The sequence below is a fragment of the Pseudobythopirellula maris genome, assembly GCF_007859945.1.
In the GTDB taxonomy this organism is placed as follows: Bacteria; Planctomycetota; Planctomycetia; order Pirellulales; family Lacipirellulaceae; genus Pseudobythopirellula; species Pseudobythopirellula maris.
In genome coordinates, this window is sequence record NZ_SJPQ01000006.1 from 63,062 (window position 1) to 84,537 (window position 21,476).

At 66.9% G+C, this 21,476-nt stretch carries 16 protein-coding genes and 2 tRNA genes; 15 read left to right on the forward strand and 3 right to left on the reverse strand.

Features of this window, described 5'->3' with window-relative positions; all coding sequences use genetic code 11:
- Window positions 1-399 precede the first annotated feature (399 nt).
- Window positions 400-1,683: a LysM peptidoglycan-binding domain-containing protein gene (locus tag Mal64_RS19395; protein ID WP_146403503.1), complete on the forward strand. Its 1,284-nt coding sequence runs from the start codon at window positions 400-402 to the stop codon at window positions 1,681-1,683.
- 229 nt (window positions 1,684-1,912) lie between these two features.
- Window positions 1,913-3,919, forward strand: a complete 2,007-nt coding sequence (locus Mal64_RS19400) for a vWA domain-containing protein (RefSeq protein WP_197525903.1) — start codon at window positions 1,913-1,915, stop codon at window positions 3,917-3,919.
- A 108-nt stretch (window positions 3,920-4,027) separates the two neighbouring features.
- On the opposite strand, the gene Mal64_RS19405 is transcribed toward Mal64_RS19400, so the two are convergent.
- A complete protein-coding gene (locus Mal64_RS19405; protein ID WP_146403507.1) occupies window positions 4,028-4,741 on the reverse strand; it encodes a hypothetical protein in 714 nt (237 codons plus the stop codon).
- Between the two features lie 268 nt (window positions 4,742-5,009).
- Between Mal64_RS19405 and Mal64_RS19410 the strand changes: the two genes are divergently transcribed.
- Together Mal64_RS19410 and Mal64_RS19415 are read left to right on the forward strand one after the other, a co-directional pair.
- A tRNA-Ile gene (locus Mal64_RS19410) sits at window positions 5,010-5,083 on the forward strand.
- A gap of 69 nt (window positions 5,084-5,152) precedes the next feature.
- Window positions 5,153-5,225 (forward strand) — tRNA-Ala (locus Mal64_RS19415).
- Between the two features lie 417 nt (window positions 5,226-5,642).
- Here Mal64_RS19415 and glpQ read toward each other — a convergent pair.
- Window positions 5,643-6,620, reverse strand: coding sequence for a glycerophosphodiester phosphodiesterase (glpQ, locus tag Mal64_RS19420; RefSeq protein ID WP_146403509.1), 978 nt, complete (start codon window positions 6,618-6,620; stop codon window positions 5,643-5,645).
- A gap of 167 nt (window positions 6,621-6,787) precedes the next feature.
- Here glpQ and Mal64_RS19425 point away from each other — a divergent pair, with 167 nt between their 5' ends.
- The 6 genes from Mal64_RS19425 to Mal64_RS19450 all read left to right on the forward strand — a co-directional run bounded on the left by Mal64_RS19425 (window position 6,788) and on the right by Mal64_RS19450 (window position 14,472).
- A complete protein-coding gene (locus tag Mal64_RS19425; protein WP_146403511.1) occupies window positions 6,788-8,680 on the forward strand; it encodes a lamin tail domain-containing protein in 1,893 nt (630 codons plus the stop codon).
- A gap of 51 nt (window positions 8,681-8,731) precedes the next feature.
- Window positions 8,732-10,324 carry an alkaline phosphatase D family protein gene (locus Mal64_RS19430; protein ID WP_146403513.1) on the forward strand — a complete coding sequence of 531 codons (1,593 nt, stop codon included), beginning with the start codon at window positions 8,732-8,734 and terminating at the stop codon, window positions 10,322-10,324.
- 468 nt (window positions 10,325-10,792) lie between these two features.
- On the forward strand, window positions 10,793-12,064 hold the full coding sequence (locus tag Mal64_RS19435; RefSeq protein ID WP_146403526.1) for a PEP-CTERM sorting domain-containing protein: 1,272 nt from the start codon (window positions 10,793-10,795) through the stop codon (window positions 12,062-12,064).
- 110 nt (window positions 12,065-12,174) lie between these two features.
- Window positions 12,175-13,170 carry a DUF1559 domain-containing protein gene (locus Mal64_RS19440; protein WP_197525904.1) on the forward strand — a complete coding sequence of 332 codons (996 nt, stop codon included), beginning with the start codon at window positions 12,175-12,177 and terminating at the stop codon, window positions 13,168-13,170.
- Between the two features lie 35 nt (window positions 13,171-13,205).
- A complete protein-coding gene (locus Mal64_RS19445) occupies window positions 13,206-13,652 on the forward strand; it encodes a hypothetical protein (RefSeq protein ID WP_146403530.1) in 447 nt (148 codons plus the stop codon).
- A 118-nt stretch (window positions 13,653-13,770) separates the two neighbouring features.
- On the forward strand, window positions 13,771-14,472 hold the full coding sequence (locus Mal64_RS19450) for a lamin tail domain-containing protein (protein ID WP_146403532.1): 702 nt from the start codon (window positions 13,771-13,773) through the stop codon (window positions 14,470-14,472).
- 620 nt (window positions 14,473-15,092) lie between these two features.
- Here the strand turns inward: Mal64_RS19450 and Mal64_RS19455 are convergent.
- Complete coding sequence (locus Mal64_RS19455; protein WP_146403534.1) at window positions 15,093-16,148, reverse strand: LacI family DNA-binding transcriptional regulator; 1,056 nt, start codon at window positions 16,146-16,148, stop codon at window positions 15,093-15,095.
- A gap of 365 nt (window positions 16,149-16,513) precedes the next feature.
- Here Mal64_RS19455 and Mal64_RS19460 point away from each other — a divergent pair, with 365 nt between their 5' ends.
- From Mal64_RS19460 to Mal64_RS19480, 5 genes are all read left to right on the forward strand, one after another.
- On the forward strand, window positions 16,514-17,152 hold the full coding sequence (locus tag Mal64_RS19460; protein ID WP_146403536.1) for a PEP-CTERM sorting domain-containing protein: 639 nt from the start codon (window positions 16,514-16,516) through the stop codon (window positions 17,150-17,152).
- Between the two features lie 162 nt (window positions 17,153-17,314).
- A complete protein-coding gene (locus Mal64_RS19465) occupies window positions 17,315-19,096 on the forward strand; it encodes a glycoside hydrolase family 16 protein (RefSeq protein WP_197525905.1) in 1,782 nt (593 codons plus the stop codon).
- A 50-nt stretch (window positions 19,097-19,146) separates the two neighbouring features.
- Window positions 19,147-20,199 carry a DUF1559 domain-containing protein gene (locus Mal64_RS19470; protein WP_197525906.1) on the forward strand — a complete coding sequence of 351 codons (1,053 nt, stop codon included), beginning with the start codon at window positions 19,147-19,149 and terminating at the stop codon, window positions 20,197-20,199.
- Between the two features lie 107 nt (window positions 20,200-20,306).
- A complete protein-coding gene (locus Mal64_RS20020) occupies window positions 20,307-21,032 on the forward strand; it encodes a hypothetical protein (RefSeq protein ID WP_197525907.1) in 726 nt (241 codons plus the stop codon).
- Complete coding sequence (locus Mal64_RS19480; RefSeq protein WP_146403544.1) at window positions 21,029-21,469, forward strand: carboxypeptidase-like regulatory domain-containing protein; 441 nt, start codon at window positions 21,029-21,031, stop codon at window positions 21,467-21,469. Before Mal64_RS20020 ends, Mal64_RS19480 begins: the two co-directional genes overlap by 4 nt.
- The last annotated feature ends 7 nt before the right edge of the window (window positions 21,470-21,476 follow it).

A 21,476-nucleotide genomic window follows, 5' to 3' on the forward strand; every position in this document is an offset into this window, starting at 1 on the left:
TTTGCGCCGACCACGCGGGAAGTGGCTTGCTTCGACGACTCGAGGCGGACCTTGCCGGTTGCGCAAGCCCCACAGCCTCTCCGCCGGGCCGGGCTGGCCGCTCTCGCTCGCCGCGGCGAACTCTTCATCGCGAGGACGCGTATCTCCTGCGGCGTCGTCAGGGTTTCTGTCGCCGGCGCCAGCAGAACGACGGCCGCGTGATTCTTCGCCGCGCGTGATGAAAGACGACGCCCGGCGGCCGGAGAACGCCGATCGTGTTCTGTATACGGAGAGACGCGAGCCCGATCAGGATCCGCCCGGGCCGCTTATTGTTCACGGACGAGCCACGACTTCCCAAGCCGAACGCGACGCCATCCCCACCACGGGGACGATCGCTCGGTGGCAGACTCGAGGTACGCCGTGACCGAAACGACCCGTGTGTTTTCGACCCTTCTTTTGATCGCTGTCGGATTTGGCCTCGCCACGGTCTTCGGGCCGCCCGAACTGGCCGACCGCCTTGCCGACCGTCTCGCGCCCCGCGGCGCCGCCCCGAGCGACTTGAGCCCGCTGCCTTCGGACCTTGCGGCGCAGATCGGCCCCTCGCGCGATTTCGACGCTTGGCGCAACGCCGTGGCGACCACGCCCACGCCGCAGACCGACGGACAGGCCACCGCTTTCGTGTCGCCCGCGTTGCCCCCCACGCCGGAACTCCCGCAGCCAACCTACGACCGCTACGCGCCGAGCGCGGCGCCGCCGGTCGCGTCGCAACCGTTCGAAGCTTCGCTCGACACACCGAGCGACCTGCGCCCTGTCACGCCGCTGCCGGCCCACCCGGCGCCGGGTGGCTCGCGGTACGCCGAGCCGGCGCCCGCCGCTTCGCCCCAGCGGGACCGCTTGATCTCCAACAGCGTGCCGGCTCCGCCGGTGGCCGCCACCTCGTGGCAAACGCACCCCGATTTGCCCGCCGCGGAGTTGAGCGCCCCCGTCGCAACCTCGGAGCCTGTCGCGCGAGTGGCGGCCGATCCGTTCGCCAACGCCGACGCGGTGTGGGACGCTTGGTCGCCCCCTCCCACCACGGCCCCGGCTGAGCAAGCTCCGGCGATGCAGAGCCAAGCGGCCCCGTCGCCGGTAGCACAGTCGCCGGTTGCTCAGCTTCCGTTGACTCAGACGCCAATCGCGCCCGGGCCTGCTCCCATCACCGAAGCGCGGCCCCAGGGCTCGCGCTACGCCGCCCCGACGCCCAGCGAAGCGGCCGCGGCCGACGACCGCCGGTTCGCTCCCCCGTCGTGGCGGACGGTAGAGGCCGAGCAGCGGCCACTCGCCGCGCAGTCGACTTCGTACCGAACCGAAACAGCCCCGGCTCTGTCGGCGACGGCGAGCCCGCTCAGCGGTCCGATGCAGAAACACATTGTCACAGATGGCGACACGCTGCCCGGACTCGCCAAGCGTTACCTGGGAGACGCGTCGCAAGCCCGGCAGCTGTTCGAGCTGAACGCCGCTGTGCTCGACCACCCCGACCTGCTGCCAATCGGCGCCGAGCTGAGCGTGCCGTCCCATGGCCCGCGGGCCTCGGCCGCCCTGCCCGCGGCGCCCACCAGCGGGCTCGTGCCGGTGAGCAACGAAGGCGCCTGGGACAACGCCCCCGCCCGCGCCGAGCTGGGCGCCCCGCTGAGCCCCACCAACCTGGTCGGCTGGGGCGGCTGATCTTGCTCCTCGCCATCGAGACACACCCACGCCGCCGCTCGCTCCGAGCGGCGGCATTTTCATGCGCTTTCCCGTCGGCAAACCAGCCAGACCCCGATAACGGGCGGCTGCAACGTTCGCGATTGCGGCCCCGAGAGCCCTCGCCGGGGTTGAATCGCGGGGGACGCCCCCCGCGGGGGGCGTGTTGGTTGCCATCTCCGCCGCTCGGGCGACAATGGAACTGGGGCCTATGAAAGACTCTCCTCCAACGCCGCCCACCCTCGCTCCCACCGCGCCGCCGGTGGGCGCGTCAGCCGAGAGCGCGGCTGGCGATCTGGCGACCGAACCGGCCGCCGATCACCGTTCGATAGGCGACGCCCTCTCTTGGCTGCTGAGCCTGGTGCTGCACGTTGTCGCGTTGGCGGCGTTAGCGGCGCCGACCTTTCCGACCACGCGCGACACGATCGTCTCGCTCCTTACCACGCCGCTTCCGCCGGAAGAGCAAACGCCGCTCGACGACCTTCGCTTCGCCGACGACCCGCAAACCGACATCGGCGCCATGGGCTCGGGCGGCTGGGGCGAGGCGGCGGCCGCCGCCCCGGTGCTCGACCTCACTTCCGAGGTGCGGGTCGAGCTCGAGCCGATGGACGAGTGGGGCGATGTGCTCGCCCACCGTGTCGAGACGCCCGTGGCCGTCGCGCCTGACGCCAACGCGGACCTCAGGATCCAGGGCCTCGGCGCCGTGGGGGTGAGCGGCGCGGCCGGGGCGGTCGACCGGCTGACGCACGAGATCTTGTTGTCGCTCGACAGCGCGCCCACGCTGGTCGTCTGGTTGTTCGACCGTTCGGGCAGCCTCGCGCCGCGACGCGAGGCGTTCGCCAAGCGGTTCGACCGTGTGTACGACGAGTTGGGCGTCATCGAGAACTCCGCCAACCCGGCCTTCGAGAAAGCGGACGACAAGCCGTTGCTCACCACCGTGGCCGCCTACGGCGCCGCCTACGAAACGCTCACCGCCGAGCCGACCGACGACATCGCCGAGATCAAGTCGGCCGTCCGGTCGATCGCCGACGACCCGAGCGGCGAGGAGAACGTGTTCTCCGCCGTGCTCGAGGCGGTGCGCGAGCACCGCCGCCACAGGCTCAGCAAGCCGCGTCGCCACGTGATGGTGATCGTCGTCACGGACGAGGCGGGCGACGACGACGCGCGGCTCGACGAGGCGGTCAGCTACTGCCGCAAGATGCGCACGCCGGTCTACGTGGTCGGCTCGCCGGCGCCGTTCGGACGACGCGACGCCTACGTGCGTTACGTCGACCCCAACCCGCGGTACGACCAGCGGGTGCAGTGGCTCCCCGTTCGCCAGGGGCCCGAGAGCTGGACGCCCGAGCGCGTGCGGCTCGGCGTTTTCGAGCGCCGCGGCGACCCGACGATCGACTCCGGCTTCGGACCCTACGGGCTGACGCGGCTCTCCTTCGAGACCGGCGGGGCGTACTACTCGGTCCACCCCGGCCGCCAGCGGGCCGGCGATGACAACGATGAAGACGAAGGCGGCATGGCGTCGGTCATCTCCGCGTTCTTCGACGACCGTTTGATGCGTCGCTACCGCCCCGACTACGCCCCGACCGAAGAGCTGAAACGCCGCCTCGGCGCCAACAGCGCTCGCGAGGCGCTCGTGCGGGCGGCGTCGCTCTCTTGGACCGAGCCGCTCGGCGAAGCGCGTCTCGTCTTCTCCAAACTTAGCGACGCCCAACTCGCCGACGACATGACGCGCGCCCAACGGGCCGCGGCGATTGTCGAGCCCCAGCTCGAACGGCTCACGTCGATCCTGGCCGAGGGCCGCAAGGACCGCGAGCGGCTCCGCGAGGCGCGTTGGCAGGCGGGCTACGACTTGGCCGTGGGCCGGGTCTTGGCCGAGAAGGCCCGCGCCGAGGGCTACAACGCGATGCTCGCCCGCGCCAAAGCGGGCATGACTCTCGAGGCCGGCAACGACACGTGGATCCTCAGGCCCGACCCCGAGGTCGATTCGGCAGCCGAGCAGGCCGACGCCGCGGCAGCCGCCGAGCACCTGCAACGCGTTGTCCGCGAGCACCCCGGCACGCCGTGGGCGTACGTGGCCGAGCGCGAGCTGCGGCGGCCGATGGGCTGGCGTTGGGAGCAGGCGTTCCGCGACGTGGCGGGACGCGTGGCTCAGGCGCGAAACGGCCGACCGCGCCCGCAGCGCGACGCGCCGCCCGAAAGAAGACCGCCGCCGAAGCTATAACAATATTCCCCTCCCCTTGATGGGGAGGGGTTGAGGGAGGGGTGAGAAGCCGGGTACCCGGGGCGCCCCCCTCCCTAGCCCTCCCCCGTCGGAGGAGGGAGCATTCGCCTACCGGTTCGCCATCGCGTCGAGCGCGAAGTTAGCGTGCGGGTCGTGCTTGTAGAAATGCTTGGCGATTTCGTCCGACACCACCGTGACAAACTCACGCTGGAACTGGTCCTGCGACTTGTCCTGCACGGCGATGCCGCTGTGCACCGGGAAAAGCACCTCGCCCAATTCTTCGTGGTAGGCCAGCTTGCCTTGGTTCTTCACGTCGTAGACATCGATCGTCACATCGGCGTTGCCCTGGTAGACGGTCTTGCCCTTGAACAGCTCGAAGTGGGCCAGGTCGATGTGGACCACCATGTCCGCCTTGACCGCCTTGCCGAGCTCGACGTAGTTCTCCGAGTCGTTCTCGTCGAGCCATTGGTCGACTTGCTGAGGCGGCACGACATCGATGCCGGGCACCTTGTTCTTCTCCAGCAGGTAGCTGACCTTCTTGGCGATCTGACGCGAGGCGCCGGCGTGGCGGTACTCGTTCGAGGCCGGCGGCCGGCAGAGCACGACCACCCGCTTGTTCTCCAGGGCCTCGGTCTTGGGCGGCACAAGGTTGCCCCCCTCGAACATGTAGATGCCGGTGGCCAGCAGCAGGTGCAGGCAGCCGCTCGCCGGGGCGAGCGTGGCCAGGGCCAGCGCCAGCGACAGCCAGACGTGCAGACGGGGCCGGCTGGCCGCAGGGCGTGGGGGATTAGCCGCTTGGGGGGCGGGGGGCGTACGATCCATCGCGGCGCCTCGGTCGGAGCGTTTAGGGAGAATATTAGAAGGGCGTAGCATGAGCCGGGTCGGGCGGCGCGGATCGTAGCGACGGCGCCGCCTGCCGGCAATGGCGATCCCCCGGGCCCGCCCCCCGAACCCGCCCGCCAGGGCCCCGGTCTAGTAATTCTGGGGCCAGAAGGGCGTTTGACAGCCGCCCCGGGTGGCCTACAATGCGGGACTCTCGCAGAGTTTGGCGTCGCTAGCAGGTGTGCCGGCCCTGACGGGAGCCAAACCCGGGTGTATAGCTCAGTTGGTTAGAGCGCAGCCCTGATAAGGCTGAGGTCCCAAGTTCGAATCTTGGTACACCCACTCGCAAAGCGGGCGCCCCCGGCGCCCGCTTTCGCGTCGCTCCCGCCCCCACGCGGGGCGCATTGCTCAGGGGCTGTAGCTCAGTTGGGAGAGCGCTAGCTTTGCAAGCTGGATGTCGCAGGTTCGATCCCTGTCAGCTCCACTCGCTCGAAGTGCTTTAGGCGCCGCAGTGGGCCTAAGCCCGTGGCCGCCGCTGTTTACCGGAAGAGCTGGTAGCCGGAAGAGTCGCCATGAAGCGGCGTTTGATTCGCTAAGGCGTGTCTTCTCTTCTCGAAGGCGTATTCGCTGCGCCGCTGGCTGACGCCGGCTAGCCTCTTTTATTGCCTTGCAATTTCTCTGCTATGTGGGCCGCGGGTTCGATCGCGATCTTGCCTAGAGCGGTTTGCTCATTGGTGTAGACGCTCGGCTCGCGATCGGCGTCATGGCTTCGTCAGCCTGCATCGACAATGCACCGCATTGCCTGCTTCGGCTTCCTCGCCACGCCACCAATCACTTCCCCGCTCGTCCACACCAATTCGAAAACCGCTCTAGTGGCCATGTGGTCTGAAGCGGCTGCCAATCACTCGGCCATGCGATCGTCGGGGAAATCGGTGAAGAAGCCGTCCGCGCCTGCTTGCACCAGCTTGCTCAGCAGCGCGGGCGCGTCGGCGGCGTAGGAGGGCAGCGCGTCGCGGCGCACCGTGTAGGGGAACGTCATCAGGCCGTGGCGGCCGGCCGCTTCGGCGAGCCCGCTCGGCTCGCCCTGCGGGGTGAGCACCAGGGTGTAGGAGGGGCCGATCATCTGCGCGTAGGTCGAGATCTTGGCGAGGGCCTCGTCGTCGGGCGCGGTTCTGCCGCCCAGCAATTGGCAAAGCCGCAATTGGCACCCCAACTCGCGTCGCACCCGTTGGGTCTCGGCGGCGTCGAAGCATTGGATGATCGCCCCGTCTTCGGGCCCCGTGTAGCCGTGCTCGGCGAGCACGCGGATCGTCTCGCGCGACACGTCGAGGCCGCGTCGCCGCTGGCCGGCGGGGTCCTTGATCTCGACGATCAGTCCCACTTGGCGGCCGAACGCTTGGTTGAGTCCCTGGATCAGTTCGATCTCTTCGGCGAGGGTCGGAACACGCAACGGCAGCCCGGCGTCGGAGGGGAACCGCCCAGCGTACCGAGCCGGGCCGGTGGCGCCCCGGCGGCGCTCGTTGACCCGCAAGCGTTTCACTTCGACGAGCGTGAAATCGTTGACCAGCCACTTCCCTTGGCTGTCGGCGCGCTCGGCGAAGAGGTCGGCCACGTTGGTCGTCGCGGCGAGGTCGGTGTCGTGCATCACGACCGCTTGGCCGTCGCTGGTGAGTTGCACGTCTTGCTCGATGTAGTCGGCGCCGAGCGCGTGCGCCATCGCCACGCCGACCAGCGTGTGCTCGGGCGCGTAACCGCATGCGCCGCGGTGGGCCAGCACCAGCGGCCGGTTTTGCGCGTCGGCGTGTTCGGCGTGCGCGGCGGCGCCGCCGAACAACAGGGCGGCGGTGATCAGAAAGACGAGGGTTCTCAGGTGAAGCATGGGGTTGGGTTCGGAAGTCCGCCGGCGCCCGCGGGAGGGAGCTTCATTAAAGCTTCACCGGCCGTGATTAAGAATGAGTCCTTCGGCGACCGCCCATCGGGCCGCGCCGCGGAACAAGAGACACGCAACAGAGAAACTAGTCGAGAGGCTCGCGTCAAGCGAACACGATGAAGCTGCGGACAATCTTTGCGACGCTGGCCGTCGCCATCATGCTGTGCCCGTGCGTCGCCCCGGCCCAGGTGATCATCAGCGAGATCATGTACAACCCCGACGGCGCCGACGTCGACACGACGGCCGGCGTGGCGAAGGAGTGGGTCGAGCTTTATAACGCGGGCGCGTCGACGGTCAGCCTGGCCGGCTGGCGGATCGACGACCTGCAAGACGGGACCCCTTCGGACCCGTTGCCCGCAGGCGCTTCGATCGCCCCGGGCCAGGCGTTGGTCGTCACGGGCGACGCCGCTTCGTTCGACGCGCAGTGGAGCCCCGGCGGCGGGGTGAGCCGTTACGAGGTGGGCTCGATGCCGTCGTTGGCGAACTCCCCCTCGGCGACGAACGAGACGGTGGCCTTGCGCAACGCGTTTGGCCTGGTCGTCGACACGGTCAACTACGACGACAGCGGGGCGTGGCCCAGCGACAGCCCCGACGGGGCGAGCATCATGCTCACTCCCCCCGGCCTATCGGTGACGGGCAACGACGCGGGCGCCCACTGGAAGCCCTCGATGATGGGCGTCTACGGAGGGCGCTTCGCCTACGGGCCAGACGGATCGCAAGACCGCGCTTCGCCCGGCGTGGTTGAGACAATCGCCCAGTCGCCGTTCGAGCCGTCGCCCGACGCGGCGTGGTCGATGGTCGTCATCCCCGACACGCAGTCGTATGTGAGGAGCTCCGCCAACCGGGCGATCCTCACGCAGATGACGCAATGGGTGGTCGACAACCGCGACGCGTTCAACGTGCAGTTCGTCTTGCAGGAGGGGGACATCGTCAACCAGAACTCACGGGTCGAGCCGACCTCGGGCGATCAGTCGGGCGACCAGCAGTGGGCCAACGCCAAGGCGTCGTTCAGCCTGCTCGACGGGGTCGTGCCGTACGCCTTCGCGCCGGGCAATCACGATTACGGCACGACCAACGCCCAGGACCGCTCGACACAGTTCAACGACTACTTCAAGGCGACCGATAACCCGCTGGTCGACCCCGCCCAGGGCGGGACGCTCCGCGAGGTGATGACGCCGGGCGAGCTGGACAACGCATTGCACGAGTTCACGGCGCCCGACGGCCGCGAGATGCTCGTCCTCACCACCGAGTGGGGCCCGCGGCAGGTGGCGGTCGACTGGGCCAACGCGGCTATCGGTCAGCCGGGACTCGAGGGCCGCACCGCGGCGTTGGTCACACACGCGTACCTCGACAGCCAAGACAACCGCCACGACCACACCGTCAACCCGGGCGCGGGGCCGTACGGCTACCCCACGGCGGACGACACGCACGACGGCGAGGAGCTTTGGCAAGAGCTGGTCAGCCCGAACGGCCCCTTCGAGATGGTCTTCAGCGGCCACGTCGGCGGCGACGGCGTGTCGTACCTCCGCAGCACCGGCGCCGAGGGGCAGTCGGTCCACCAGATGATGTTCAACACGCAGTTCGAGGTTTACGGCGGCAACGGCTACTTCCGTGTCCTTGAATTCCTCGAGGATGGGCGCACGGTGCGGGTGCGGACCTACTCGCCGTTCCACGACCTGCAACGGACCGACGAGGCCAATAACTTTGAGTTCCACATCAGCCCGCTGCTGAAGGGCGACTACAACGGCGACGGCGTGGTCGACTCGGCCGACTTCACCGTGTGGCGCGACAACCTCGGCCGCGGCGGCGCGCCATGGATCACGGGCGACGGCGACGGCGATGGCGTCGTCGGCATGATCGACTACCACATCTGGGTCGACGCGTTCGGCTCCAGCCTCGCGGACTCTCAAGCCCTCTCGCACGGCGCGGCGCCCGAGCCCGCTTCACTCTGGCTTGTCGCGATGGGGCTGCTCGTCCTGGCTACGCCGGGCCGTTACCGGGCCGCTTGAGCCCCACCACCCACAGCCTCTCCCCCAACAGCGCCCAAGGCGTTCCCACCCATGAACCGCAACGACGAGCTCCGCAAGATTCTTGACCACGAAGGGGGCGTCAGCCGCCGGGCGATGCTGGCCTACGGTGCGGCGCTCGGATCGATCCCGTTGCTCGGCAAGGCGAGCTGGGCCGACAGCCGCCCGAGCTTTGCGTCGGACCCGTTCGCGCTCGGCGTCGCGTCGGGCGAGCCGACAAGCGACGGCTTCGTGCTGTGGACCCGCCTGGCGCCCGCTCCGCTCGAGCCGTACGGCGGCATGCCGGCCCACGCCGTCGAGGTGACCTGGGAGCTCGCCGACGACGAGGCGATGACGCGAGTCGTGCGTCGCGGCAAGACGCTCGCCACGCCGCAGCTCGGGCACGCGGTCCACATCGAACTCGCGGGGTTGGACCCCGACCGCTGGTACTGGTACCGCTTCCACTCGGGCGACGCGACCAGCCCGGTCGGCCGCACCCGCACCTTCCCGGCGGCCGACGCCTCGCCGGAGAAGCTCACGTTCGCCTTCGCCTCTTGCCAGCACTACGAGGCGGGGCTCTACACGGCCTACGAGGGGATGGCCCGCGACGAGCTGGACCTCGTCATCCACCTGGGCGACTACATCTACGAGAAGGGGCCGAGCAAGAAGAAGACCGTTCGCAAGCACGTTGGCGGCGAGATCCAATCGCTGGGCGATTACCGCGTGCGGCACTCGCTCTACCGCAGCGACCCGCTGCTGCAGGGCACGCACGCCCGCTGCCCCTGGATGGTGACCTGGGACGACCACGAGGTCGACAACAACTACGCCGATGACGTTTCCGAACAGAGCCGCGTCGACCCGGTCGACTTCCTCGTGCGTCGGGCGAACGCCTACCAGGCTTACTACGAGATGATGCCGCTCCGCGCCCGCTCCCTGCCCAGCGGCCCGAACATGCGGCTGTACCGCAAGGCGAGCTTCGGAGACCTGGCCGAGCTGCTCGTCCTCGACACCCGTCAGCACCGCAGCGATCAGCCGAACGGCGACATCGCTTCGCCGCTCAACGACGCCGCGTTGCGACGTTCCGGCACGATGCTCGGCAAGCGACAGAAGCACTGGCTCAAGCGGTCGCTGCTCGGGTCGCGGGCGACTTGGAACGTGCTCGCGCAGCAGGTGATGATGGGCCTGGTCAGCCGCTGGGCCGGCGACGACGGCGAGCCCCGCTACTCGATGGACCAGTGGCCCGGCTACGCCGCTGAGCGGAAGGAGCTGATGCGGTTTCTCGCCGATCGCCGCGTCCCCAACCCGGTCGTGCTCACCGGAGACATCCATTGCAACTGGGCGAACGAGCTGCGGGTGGACGACCGCAACCACACGGCGCCGGTCGTCGCGGCGGAGTTTGTCGGCACGTCGATCTCGTCGGGGGGCAACGGCTTGGCCAAGCCGACGGACCACGACTCGGTGGTCGCGTCCAACCCCTGCGTGCGTTTCTACAACCGCGAGCGCGGCTACGTCCGCTGCACGCTCACGCCCGACGCGTGGGTCAGCGACTACATGGCCGTCGACAACGTGCTGACGCCGGGCGGCAAAGTCTTCAAGCGGGCCTCGTTTGCTTTGGATGCGGGAAACGCATCGCTGCAACAAGGGTAAGCGTCGCCTTCGAGGTGGATGCGCTGATACGCATTGATGCCTGCGGATCGTCCCGCGTGCAGCAATGCGTCAAGACCACCGCTGCGCGCAGGCGCTAGCGAAAGAACGTTCGTTGCCGGCGCCCAGCAAGCGCGGTGCGACTTGGCGCAAACTGTGTTCGCGCTTGGATTTTTTCATCCCTGCTTCACGTCCTCTTCACTTCGCGCGCTTACTCTGTGCGTCACTTGGTGGCGACGATCACCATGTGAAACGCGTTGCCGGAATAGCAATGCGAAGCAAGCGACTTGGCTTGCCAACAAGCGACGGCGAACGCGCTCAACGAGCGGTTCACACGCCGACGCCCCACCCCAAGTTAGCCGCACGAGGTGCGGCCCCACCGACCCCTCAGTTTCCACGAGCAACGCACGAATCGAATCGTGTGCAGGCGGCTCTCTACACTCGCAACGACCAAGCAAGAGGCTCCCCCCGATGACGCTCTCCCTCCGTTTCGCTCTGTTCGCACTCGCCATGGCGATCCCGTGCCAGGCGGCGCTGGCTTTCACCCCCACGATCCGCTTCAGCGAGTTCCTGTCCGACGCGCCCGGCCCTGACGACGGGCGTGAGTTCTTCGAGATCTCGGGCCCGGCCGGCTCGTCGCTCGACGGTTTGACGATCCTCGAGATCGATGGCGACGGCGACGCCGGCGGCAACATCGACGGCGTCTTCGACCTCACGGGACTCACCCTCGGGTCGAACGGCCTGCTCCTGCTGCGTGACCAAGAGGAGATCCTCATCGGCGAGACGCCGGTGCCCGGCGTGCTGAACCCCGCGCCGGCCCCCGATACGAACGTCTACTACGAGAACAACATCCGCGCGGGCGACTTCAACAACAACGGCACGGTCGACGCCGCCGACTTCACCGTTTGGCGAGACGCGATGGACGGCAACGCGACCATGGAGAACGACCTCACGCCCTCCGGCGTCGGGTCGGACGACTACGACACCTGGGTCGAGAACTTCGGCCTCACCCGCGCCTTCTTCAACCGCTCGGGCGACATCGAGAACGGATCGATCACTTACGCCCTGGTGCGTGACTTCACCGGGTCGCTCGACATGGACCTCGACGCCGAAGACGACGGCGTGCTGAACGCGACGCCGTGGAGCGAGGTGCTCGACGCGGTCGGCTTTAACGAGGGCGCCGGGCCCGAGGGCACGGCCCTCAACAACTCGTACGCCGAAGAAATGGGCGGCATCGAGTTCAACGGCACCGAGGACGGCATCGAGCCGCTCCCCGGCCTGGCCGACGAGCCGGACGGCTACGTCCTGCTCCAGGACGGCATGGGCGGGTTCATACCGACCGCGTTCGATCCGGACGAGTCGAACGAGGGCGGCCCCGAGCTGTTCTTCGACAGCGGCGGGACGCTGCAGCTGATCGACACCGCGCCGCTCGGCCCGTGGGGCGTCGACAGCGCGTTGACCCGCCCCGAGATGGTCGCCTTCAACAGCGAGGGCGAGCTGGTGTACGTCGACGCCGAGACCACGCTGATCACCGGCGAGCTGATCGGCGCCCCCGGCCTTGATGTCTTTGGCGAGGACGGCCAGTCGATCTCGCTCTACCTGGTCTCGCCGGGCAACGTGAACGTCACCGCCACACTGGGCGAACTCGCTCTGCCGCCCGAGGAAGCGATCGCCACCCCCGAGCCGACGACACTCTCGCTGCTGGCGATCGCGTTGGCGGCCTCGCGCCGTCGCCGTCGCTAAACGCCCTTGGCAATCGAGCGCTCTCCGCCGAGCGCTTGGGGGTCGGCGCCGCGGGGCAGCGGCGCCGGCCTTTTTTAGAATGTCTGAGACCGATACCCCCAGGATATTCCGTGAACGGACACACCCGTCAAAACGCCCCCGCCGCGGGCCGATTGGCCGCAGGCTTCACGCTGGTCGAACTGCTGGTGGTGATCGCCATCATCGGCATCCTCGTCGCCTTGTTGCTGCCCGCCGTGCAGGCCGCCCGCGAGTCGGCGCGTTTGTCGCAGTGCAAGAACAACCTAGCCCAGATGGGCAAGGGCCTTATGAACTACGAATCGACCTACGGCCACTTCCCGGCCGGCTGGGACGACCGCGGCCTCGCCTGGTCGGGCGCCCTGCTGCCGTTCATCGAGGAGCAGTCGCTGTACGACCTGCTCGGCGAATCGAAAACAAGCTCCTTCGTCCCGGGCCTCGGCATGGTCACGAAGGTCGGTTTCAGTTGGACCAACGGCGACAACGCGAAGGTTTGCGCCACCAACATCGCGGTCTACCGTTGCCCCAACTCCCAGCAGCAGCCCCGCGACAACCAAGGCATCGAGGGCCGGTCCCCCACCGAGTACGGCGCCTGCGTCTCGTCGCTCGTCACCTGCGACAACACCGCCGCCGGCTGCGTGGTGACCGGCACGGTTGGCATCTCGCAGCAATTGACCGATCACAACGGCATGTTCTTCCAGGAGAGCAACGTCAAGTTCGCCGAGATCATCGACGGCTCGTCGAAGACGATCGCCGTGGGAGAACGCCACACCGACTTCGACACGGTGCTCGACGGCAACTCGATGGATTTCTGGCACACGGGGTCGCCGCAAATCTCCAACAGCAACAACGAATGGTCCGAGCTCGTCGCCTCGACCCAGGCGCCGCTCAACTACTGGGCCGACGCGACCGCCAACGGACGCCACGTCGAGATCGCCTTCGGCAGCTGGCACGCGTTCCGCGGCGCCCAGTTCGTTTACGCCGACGGCTCGGTGCACCTCGTCAGCGACAACATCGAGGAAGACGTTTACGTCGCCCTCGGCAGCCGCAACGGCGAGAACCTGCGCGAGACCATGCGGCTGCGGCAGTAGACGCCTCCCCCCACCTCCCGAGACAAGAACCAACCATGAAACACGCGTTCTCCCCCGCCCCGCTCCTGATGGCGATCGCAGCGGCGATCACCGCGGCGCTGACCTGCGGTTGCGGCGGCCGGCCCGGTCCCGACTACAGCGTTCTGAAGCTCGCCCACGTCGAGGGCGTCGTGACCCTCGACGGCGAGCCCCTCTCCGGGGCCCGAGTCGAGTTTGTCGAGGCGGACAAGCTGCCGCCGCGCATCTGCTTCGGCACGACCGACAGCAGCGGCCTATACCAACTCTTCCGCGACCGCAATGTCGCCGGCTGCCTGCCGGGCGAGATGGTCGTGAAGATCACGACCGGCGAGCGCGAAGAGGGCGAGGACGAGCCTACGGCCGACGCGACGATCGCGGCCCGCTACAACCGCCGGTCGGAGCTCTCCCGCACCGTCGAGCCCCACGGCTCGCACGAGTTCAACTTCGAGCTGACCTCCGACTGAGCGCGCAGCATTGGCCGCCCAGCCAAGAGGCCGATCCACGGCGCCCGCCGCGTCGTCCGGATCGGCCCCGCGAACGATTCGTACTTTCTTCTGACTTTCACCCTCTGGACAACGACTCATGAAGACAGCCTGCCTGGCGGCCCTGGCCGCTATCCTCACCTCGCCCGCCTCCGGCGAGATCATCATCTCCGAGATCTTCTACAACCTCAGCGGCAGCGAGAGCGGCGTAACCGAGTGGGTTGAGATCACCAATACCGGCGCGTCGACTGTCGACCTCAGCGGTTGGGTCTACGGCGACGACCAGGACGCCAGCTACTCCGACCCCTTCGACGCCGGCACCGAACTCGCCGGCGGCGCCTCGGCCGTCATCACGGGCCAAGAGGCCGCCACGTTCCAGTCGATCTGGGGCGCCGGCGTCCAAGTCATTAACTTCACCGTCGCGGGCGCCAACACCGGTGTGAGCCTCGCCAACAGCGCCAGCGCGACCAACGAGACCCCCGCCATCTTCGACGCGGCCAACACGCTGGTCGACGCCGTGAACTACGAGGGCGGCACGAACGGCTGGCCCGCCGGCAACGGGGAGAGCCTCTACCTGCTCCCGAGCGGCTTCACGTCGGCCGCCAACGACCTCGGCGCCAACTGGGGCGCCTCGGCCGCGGGCGTCGACGGCGCCTTCACGGCGCTGATCGTCAACCCGGACATCGGCAACGCGAGCGCTCAGGATGTCGCCTCGCCCGGCTTCGCCGCGATCGTCCCCGAGCCGGCCGCCGCCTTGCTCGCGGTCTTGGCGATCTCGGGTCTCGCGTTCCGCCGGAGCTGAGCGAACGAACACTTCGCATCTTTCTGCACGCAGCCGCGGCGGGTCCTTGGGGTCCGCCGCGGCTTTTTCTATTGCCTCAAGATCAGCTTAGAGCGGTTTTCGAATTGGTGTGGACGAGCGGGGAAGCGATTGGCGGCGTGGCGAGGAAGCCGAAGCAGGCAATGCGGTGCATTGTCGATGCAGGCTGACGAAGCCATGACGCCGATCGCGAGCCGAGCGTCTACACCAATGAGTAAACCGCTCTAAACACGTTGATTCGCGCCACTCAACGCGCTTACTGCCAAGTCTTATAGACGGTCTTGTTTCGTCGGCTTAGTATCGGCGAGCCTTCGGGAGGGGCCCCGAACGCTCTCTATGCAGCGAGAAAGCAGCGACCATGGCCGCAACGCTCGCTGCTGAGGCGCGGAAGGCGTCTCGCAAGACGTTGAAGTCGGTGATGTCGACGTCGACTCTCCGAACGATTGGGCGACCGAATCCGAGTTGGCCCACGGCCTTGCCAACCGTATTGTCGTCCGCGCAGGATGCGCGATTTCTTGAAAGGGTGCTGCCGGTAAGGGACACCGTCCTTATTCAACGCGCATCGCCTCCCGGTCGTGCAATCCGTGCTGGGTGGCGGTCGCTCAGTCCGGTCGCGTGGCGTAGGAGGCCGATGACGAGCTGGGGAAGAACCGCTTGACCTTCGAGGGGGGGGGAGCGGTCGTGTCGTGGATCTCGAACCAAGCCTCCTGCGCCTTGGCCGTCATCGACGGGGTTGGCTTCTCTTCGACCTGCGCACGAACGGCGTCGAAAGCGGCCTCGCCGATCAGGGCGGAGTCTTGGCAAACGGCCGACATGCGGGGGAGCACCGTGTTGCGTGTGTCCCAATCGTCGAAGCCAATCACCGAAAGGTCTCCCGGCACACTGGCCCCGAGTCGCTGGGCCTCGTTGATTACACCGACAGCCACGAGCGGGTCCGCGATGAAGAGCGCCGTCGGACGATCGCTCTTGCTCAAGATCCTCCGCACAAGCGGCGAGCCGTCCATCCGGAACGGGGGCACTCGGTGGATGTCCTCCTCACGATAAACGCCCGCGGCTTCGAGCACCTCGCGGTAGGCGCCCAGTCGGTCGTTGTGGTCGCCGTCTTCACGGTCACAAGTGACGAAGCCGATTCTTTGGTGCCCGAGCGAAACAAGATGCTCTAACGCCTCACGGCTGGCGGCGCGCGAATCGGCGTAGACGAATCTTAAATCGTCGCATTCAAAGTGATCGCCGATAACGACAAGCGGCGCGCCTTCGGCCGCCATCGTGACCAGCTCAGCACGCTGCTCGACGGCCGAACGGACAACGGCGCCGCAAACCCCCTTGCGCGCGAAGAACTGCTTGAGCGATTCGCCCACACCCCGGTCGCGCGTCATGTCGAGCAACGCGAGATCGTACGGCGATCGCCGCATCGCGCGGCCAAGCCCGACGATGCAGGCCGAGTCGTAGGGCGAGCCAAGAAAAAATTGGTCGGTGTAGAGCAACGCAATACGCTCGGCGGTTCGTTTGCCCACGGTCGGCGCGTACCCCTTGGCCTCGGCCGTTTCGAGCACGCGCAGTCGCAGCTCTGGCTTCACCGTGTTGTTGCCGTTCAGCACGCGTGAAACCGTGGCTATCGAGACACCAGCTTCGCGTGCGATTTCTCTGATTGAGCCCAAAACGAGTCCTTAGGTGGCATATCGATGTAACAGTTACTTTACCTTAACCCGGAATCGACCTGCGTGCAAATAAGCATATTAATACAAAGAACAACGCTTTACACGCACTCTACGGATAGTCACAACCACCTCAGAAATTGCTTGACGAGAGCGAACCGAGCTCCTAGAACGGATAACTGTTACTTTAGTTACTTTGGTTGCTCGCTTTTTCGCAGGGTCGTTTTTGAGTCGGCCCCTATAGTTCTCCGTTGCTCTTCTCGCTTGCTGATTCTGATTCGCCTCGAACGGCCACGTTGGCCCTGAGGCTACCCAGGCTCTTCTCGGCTTCTTTGACTTTTCTGTTTCTCTTCTCAGGAGTGAACTCCATGTTCCGCGCGATCGGTTTCCTGGCTGTTACGGCTTTCGCCATGGCGAATGCCCACGCGAACCTCATCGTAAACCCCGGCTTCGAGGATCCTTCGACCGCTCCTGGTGTGGAGTACTTCGGCGCCACCGGCTGGAGCGACTTCGGCGGCGGCACTTTTACGGTCAACTCAGCGGTCGTCACGCCGAACTCGGGCGACCAGTCTCTCAAGATGTTTGGCGGCACTTCGGGCGTCTATCAAGAGTTCCCTGCGAGTCCGGGGCAGATTTGGGACGGCGGGGCCTACGTGCTGAATGACGCCGGCGATGCGATGTCGGGCGGGCAAGTGGCCGCGGTCAACATCGAATGGATCGACGGCGCCGGCGGACAGGTCGGGTTCATCAGCAATGGCGACACGATATCGACCACCCCCACGGGAGACTGGCTGCTAAGGCCCGTCAGCGGCGTCGCCCCCGCCGGCACGGCGTTGGCCCGGCTGGTGCTCATCACCGGCGACTTCAACGGCGGCGGCATGACCGGCATTGGCGGAGCGCCGAAATACGACGACGCGTTCTTCTCGTTGCGTGTCCCCGAGCCGACGTCGCTGATCCTGGCGGGCTTGGCCCTGTTTGGCGCCGCTGCATCCCGTCGCCGGAGCTGACCGTTTCGCGAGGCCATCGCCCGATCGCGTTCGTGGGGCTGCCTGACAGAGGCCCCACGACGCGACGGCCGATGCGGTCCATGCCGCCGGCGCGCGTGGCTGCATAAGCACTCATCAAGATTCTCACTCTCTTCACTACCAGACATGATGAAGGTGGCGGATATGCGTGGTTACGCCCAAAGTCGTATCGTCGTAGCTCTCGCCGCGACGCTGGTCGCGACGCTCAGCGCAGCGGCATCGGGGCAGGTGTTGCTCCATGACGACTTCGACGACTCGAACGGTCCGATCGGCGCCCAAGGCGATGGCGTTGTCGATCTTTCCGCGTACCGCGCGCCCTTTGGCGGCGAAGACTTTCTGGGCCGGACCCAGCTCCGATTCGATCTGCCGGTAGAAAACTTCGCAACCGCAGCGGGAGGCAGCTCGGACGGGCGGGTCGCGCTGATCGAGCTCGACACCTACAACCCGCTCGACCCCGGCAACGCCTTCTACGGCACGGACCTGCTGACCAAAACCAATTTCGCCCGCGCGGGCGGCCTCCGTTGGGAGGCGCGGATGAGGTTCCGCGACGGCCTGCCGGGTGGCTTGGTCGGAGCGGGGTTCCTCTACGACGTGCAGCGGCAAGACCCGCCCAACTCGGGCGTTCTGGTCCGCGACGAGATCGACCACGAGCTGCTCAGCAATGTCGCCCAAGGCCCGGCCCCCCAAAGCACGTTCACGAACGTTTGGAACGACGGCCCGTTCACGGGACCGACTTCCGGCGGCATTGGCGAGACGATCAACACGTCGTCGGTCTCGGGCGGTTTCGACCTGACCGATTTCCATGACTACCGCATCGATTGGCTGCCCGCCCGGGTCGACTACTACATCGACAACACGCTCGTCCGCCGCGAGACCGGCGTGGTCCCCGACGACCCGATGAAGTCGCACTTCAACCTCTGGGCCCCGGACGAGGGTTTTGGCGCCGCCTTCAACAGCGGGCTGCAACCGACGGCGAACCCGGCGAACAACCAGACCTACACGCTTGAGGTCGATTCGGTCCACATCGAGCGGCTCAGCACGAACGCGACCGAGCTGCTCTCGGACGGCGGCTTCGAGAACACGTTCGAGCTGCCTTCGGTTTCCGGGAACGGGCCTCCGCCGACGTTCGACTCCGCCACGGGGACAGGAGAATGGGTCGCCTTTAACAACGCTTACATCGACTTCGGCGAGTCGGTCGCGCCGGCCGAGGGGTTCAACGGCCTGAAGGTTTACGGCCCGTTCAAACCGACCTTCGACGCCTCGGGCGTTTGGCAGAACATCGCGGCGGCCGAGGGACAAGAGTTTCGCGCGTCGGTCATGGCGCAATCGCCGAGCGGTGACTCGATCGCCACGAACGGCGACGACCAGGTGCGCTACACCACCCTGAACCTCTCCTTCCACGACTCGGCGGGCGCCGTGCTCAAGGAATTCGCGGCCAACCCGGATTCGGCCAACGCCAACGGCAAAGAGACCCCCATCTTCGACAGCCGCGACGGCAACCTGCCGAGCATTCAGGACGAGTGGATCGAGTACACCGTCGACGCCATCGCCCCAACGGGGACCTCGTTCGTGCGCTACAACTTGTTCTTCGTCCAGGACGGCAATTTCGGTCCGGGGGCGGTGCACTTCGACGAGGCCTCGCTCTTGCTGCTCGACCCGATCGCCCCGCTCGGGGTGGCCGGTGACTACAACGACAACGGCGTGGTCGACGCCGCCGATTTCACCGTTTGGCGAGACGCGCGGGACAGCGGCGTCACGCTGCCGAACGACCCGATCGGCGGGACCATCGGCGCCGCCCAGTACGACCAATGGGTCAACAATTTCGGCATGGTCGCCGGCACGCCTGCGAACGCCGTTCCCGAGCCGGCGACGTTGGCTTGTCTCCTCGGCGGACTTCTATTATTCGGCGCGCTACGACGCCCTTGAGCGTTGGCGCCCGGTGCGGAAGAAACACCTTTTTACGGAGCAGTATCCCGATGCGGACTCCCCCCCTCCCGAATCGCCAAGGCGGTTTTACGCTCGTCGAACTGCTGGTCGTGATCGCGATCATTGGCATCCTCGTCGCCCTCCTGCTCCCCGCGGTGCAATCGGCTCGCGAGGCCGCCCGGCGGATGAGCTGCGGGAACAAGGAGAAGAACCTGGCGTTGGCCTGCTTGAACTACCACGACGCTCAGTCGCATTTCCCCGAGAGTTCGGGCTACTACGGCACGTTCGACGGCCAAGAGGGCCGTGGCTCGGCGGCGGGATGGATCTTGCACGTGCTGCCGTACATCGAAGAGCAGCCGCTCTACGACCAATTCGAAGCGGGGGGCGCCTTCGATGGCGTTTACGTGCTCGGCCAATGCCGTGCGCCCGCGCCCGGCAAGGGGCTGGCGTCGAAGGTGGGCGACGTCAGCGTGCCGGAGTTGATGAGGACCCAGCTCGAGATGCTGCAATGCCCCTCGGACGAATCGGTCCTCCAACTCTCCGGCCAGCAGTACGGCTGGCCGTCGTGCGACGTCGCCACGACGAGCTACAAGGGCGTTCTCGGCGACAGCGTGATCGGCGAGACCAACGGGACGACCTTCACCAACGCCGCGTCGCAATACCCGAGCGGGATCTACGACAAGCCGCCCGAGCCCTACACGACCCAGTATGATTGCCACCGCGACACCCGCTGCCGGGGCATCTTCTTTCGCCAGTCGTGGCGCCGGCCGGTGAAGATCTCGACCGTGACCGATGGCACGAGCAAGACTTTCTTGATCGGCGAGGACGTGCCGGCCTACAACTACCACTCGGCGGCCTTCTACTCCGACGGCGATTGGGGCAGCGGCAACACGCCGCTGAACAACCTGATGAGCCTCCCGCCAGGCACGGTCGATCCGGCCTTCTGGTGGGAGCAGAGAGGGTTCCGCAGCAAGCACGTAGGCGGCGCCAATTTCGCTCTTGTTGACGGCTCGGTTCGGTTTGTCACCGACGGGGTCGACAACGTCCTGTACCGCGTCAGCTGCACCCGCAACGGCGGTGAATCGATCAGCGCCAGCTTGTGAGACGCGTTCGTTCGAGCGCGAGCCTTGCCGGCCGCGCCGCCGGTTTCCAGACGCCCCATCACTCGCGGCGCCAAACGCCCCCCCGAGATCCTAGCAAGGCGACTCTCATGCATCGATTCACGAATCGATTTGCCCTCATCGTGGCGACCCTCGCGGTTGCGTCTTCCGGATGCAACGAACGAACCGCGACGGTTTCGGGCGTTGTCCAGCTCGACGGCTCGGCGATGAAGATCGGCGAGGGCCAGCGGGGCATGGTGATCTTCCGTCCGGTCGCCGGCGGAGCCACCTGCACAAGCCTGATTACGCCGGCGGGAGGGTACAGCGTCGCCACCGGCTCTTCGGCCGGCTTGGCGCCGGGCGACTACCTCGTTTCGGTACGGGTGATCGAGCTCGTGCCCGGTTCCGAGGGCGAGGGGGCGAGCGGCAAGCCGATCACGCCCGCCGTTTACTCCGACCCGTTGACCTCGGGCCTCCTTTTCACGGTGGTCAACGGCGTGAACAAGATCGTCATCGATCTCGATTCCTCCGCGGGCCCGGCGGTCACGCCCACGCCACCCAAGAACGAAGCCAACCTTGAAGAAGCCGGCCCTGAAGAAGCGGGGGGAGCGGAAGAAGAGGAGGCAGACGCCCCTCAAGAGAGCGACGCCGCCACGCCTGAACCTACAACCGACGAACCTACAACCGACGAACCTACAACCGACGAACCTACAACCGACGAACCTGCGACCGATGAGACGCCCTCGCCGGATACCGGTGCTGCGGCCGACGACGCGACCGCCAAAGAGAACGCGGTTCCACTAAGCCCCGAGGCCCAGGGGGGAGAACAAACGTGAACGAAAAGCTTCAACCTCGCGGGCCGATGATCATCGCGGCCGCTTTGCTCACGCTGCTCTTCTGCCAAGGTTGCGGCAACGGCCTCGCCTCGGTGAGCGGCACGGTCACTCTCGACGGCGCCCCGCTCAAAGGCGGGGGCGACACGCGGGCGACGATATACCTTTACCCCGAGGGCGGCACGGGGGCGCCAGCCGTGGGGCTTCTCGACGAGAACGGCGAGTACACGGTGACTACCGGCACTCAGAACGGGGTGATGCCGGGGCCCTACCTGGTCACGATCTCCGCCTCGCAGCTCATCGGCGAAGACATCCCGGGCGTGCCCCGCTCGGCGAGGAGGTTAACGCCAGCCAGGTACGCCGACCCCAATGGTTCGAATTTCCGCGTGGACGTCGAATCGGGATCCAACGTGTACGACTTCGCCCTCGATGCGGATTGAGAAGCAG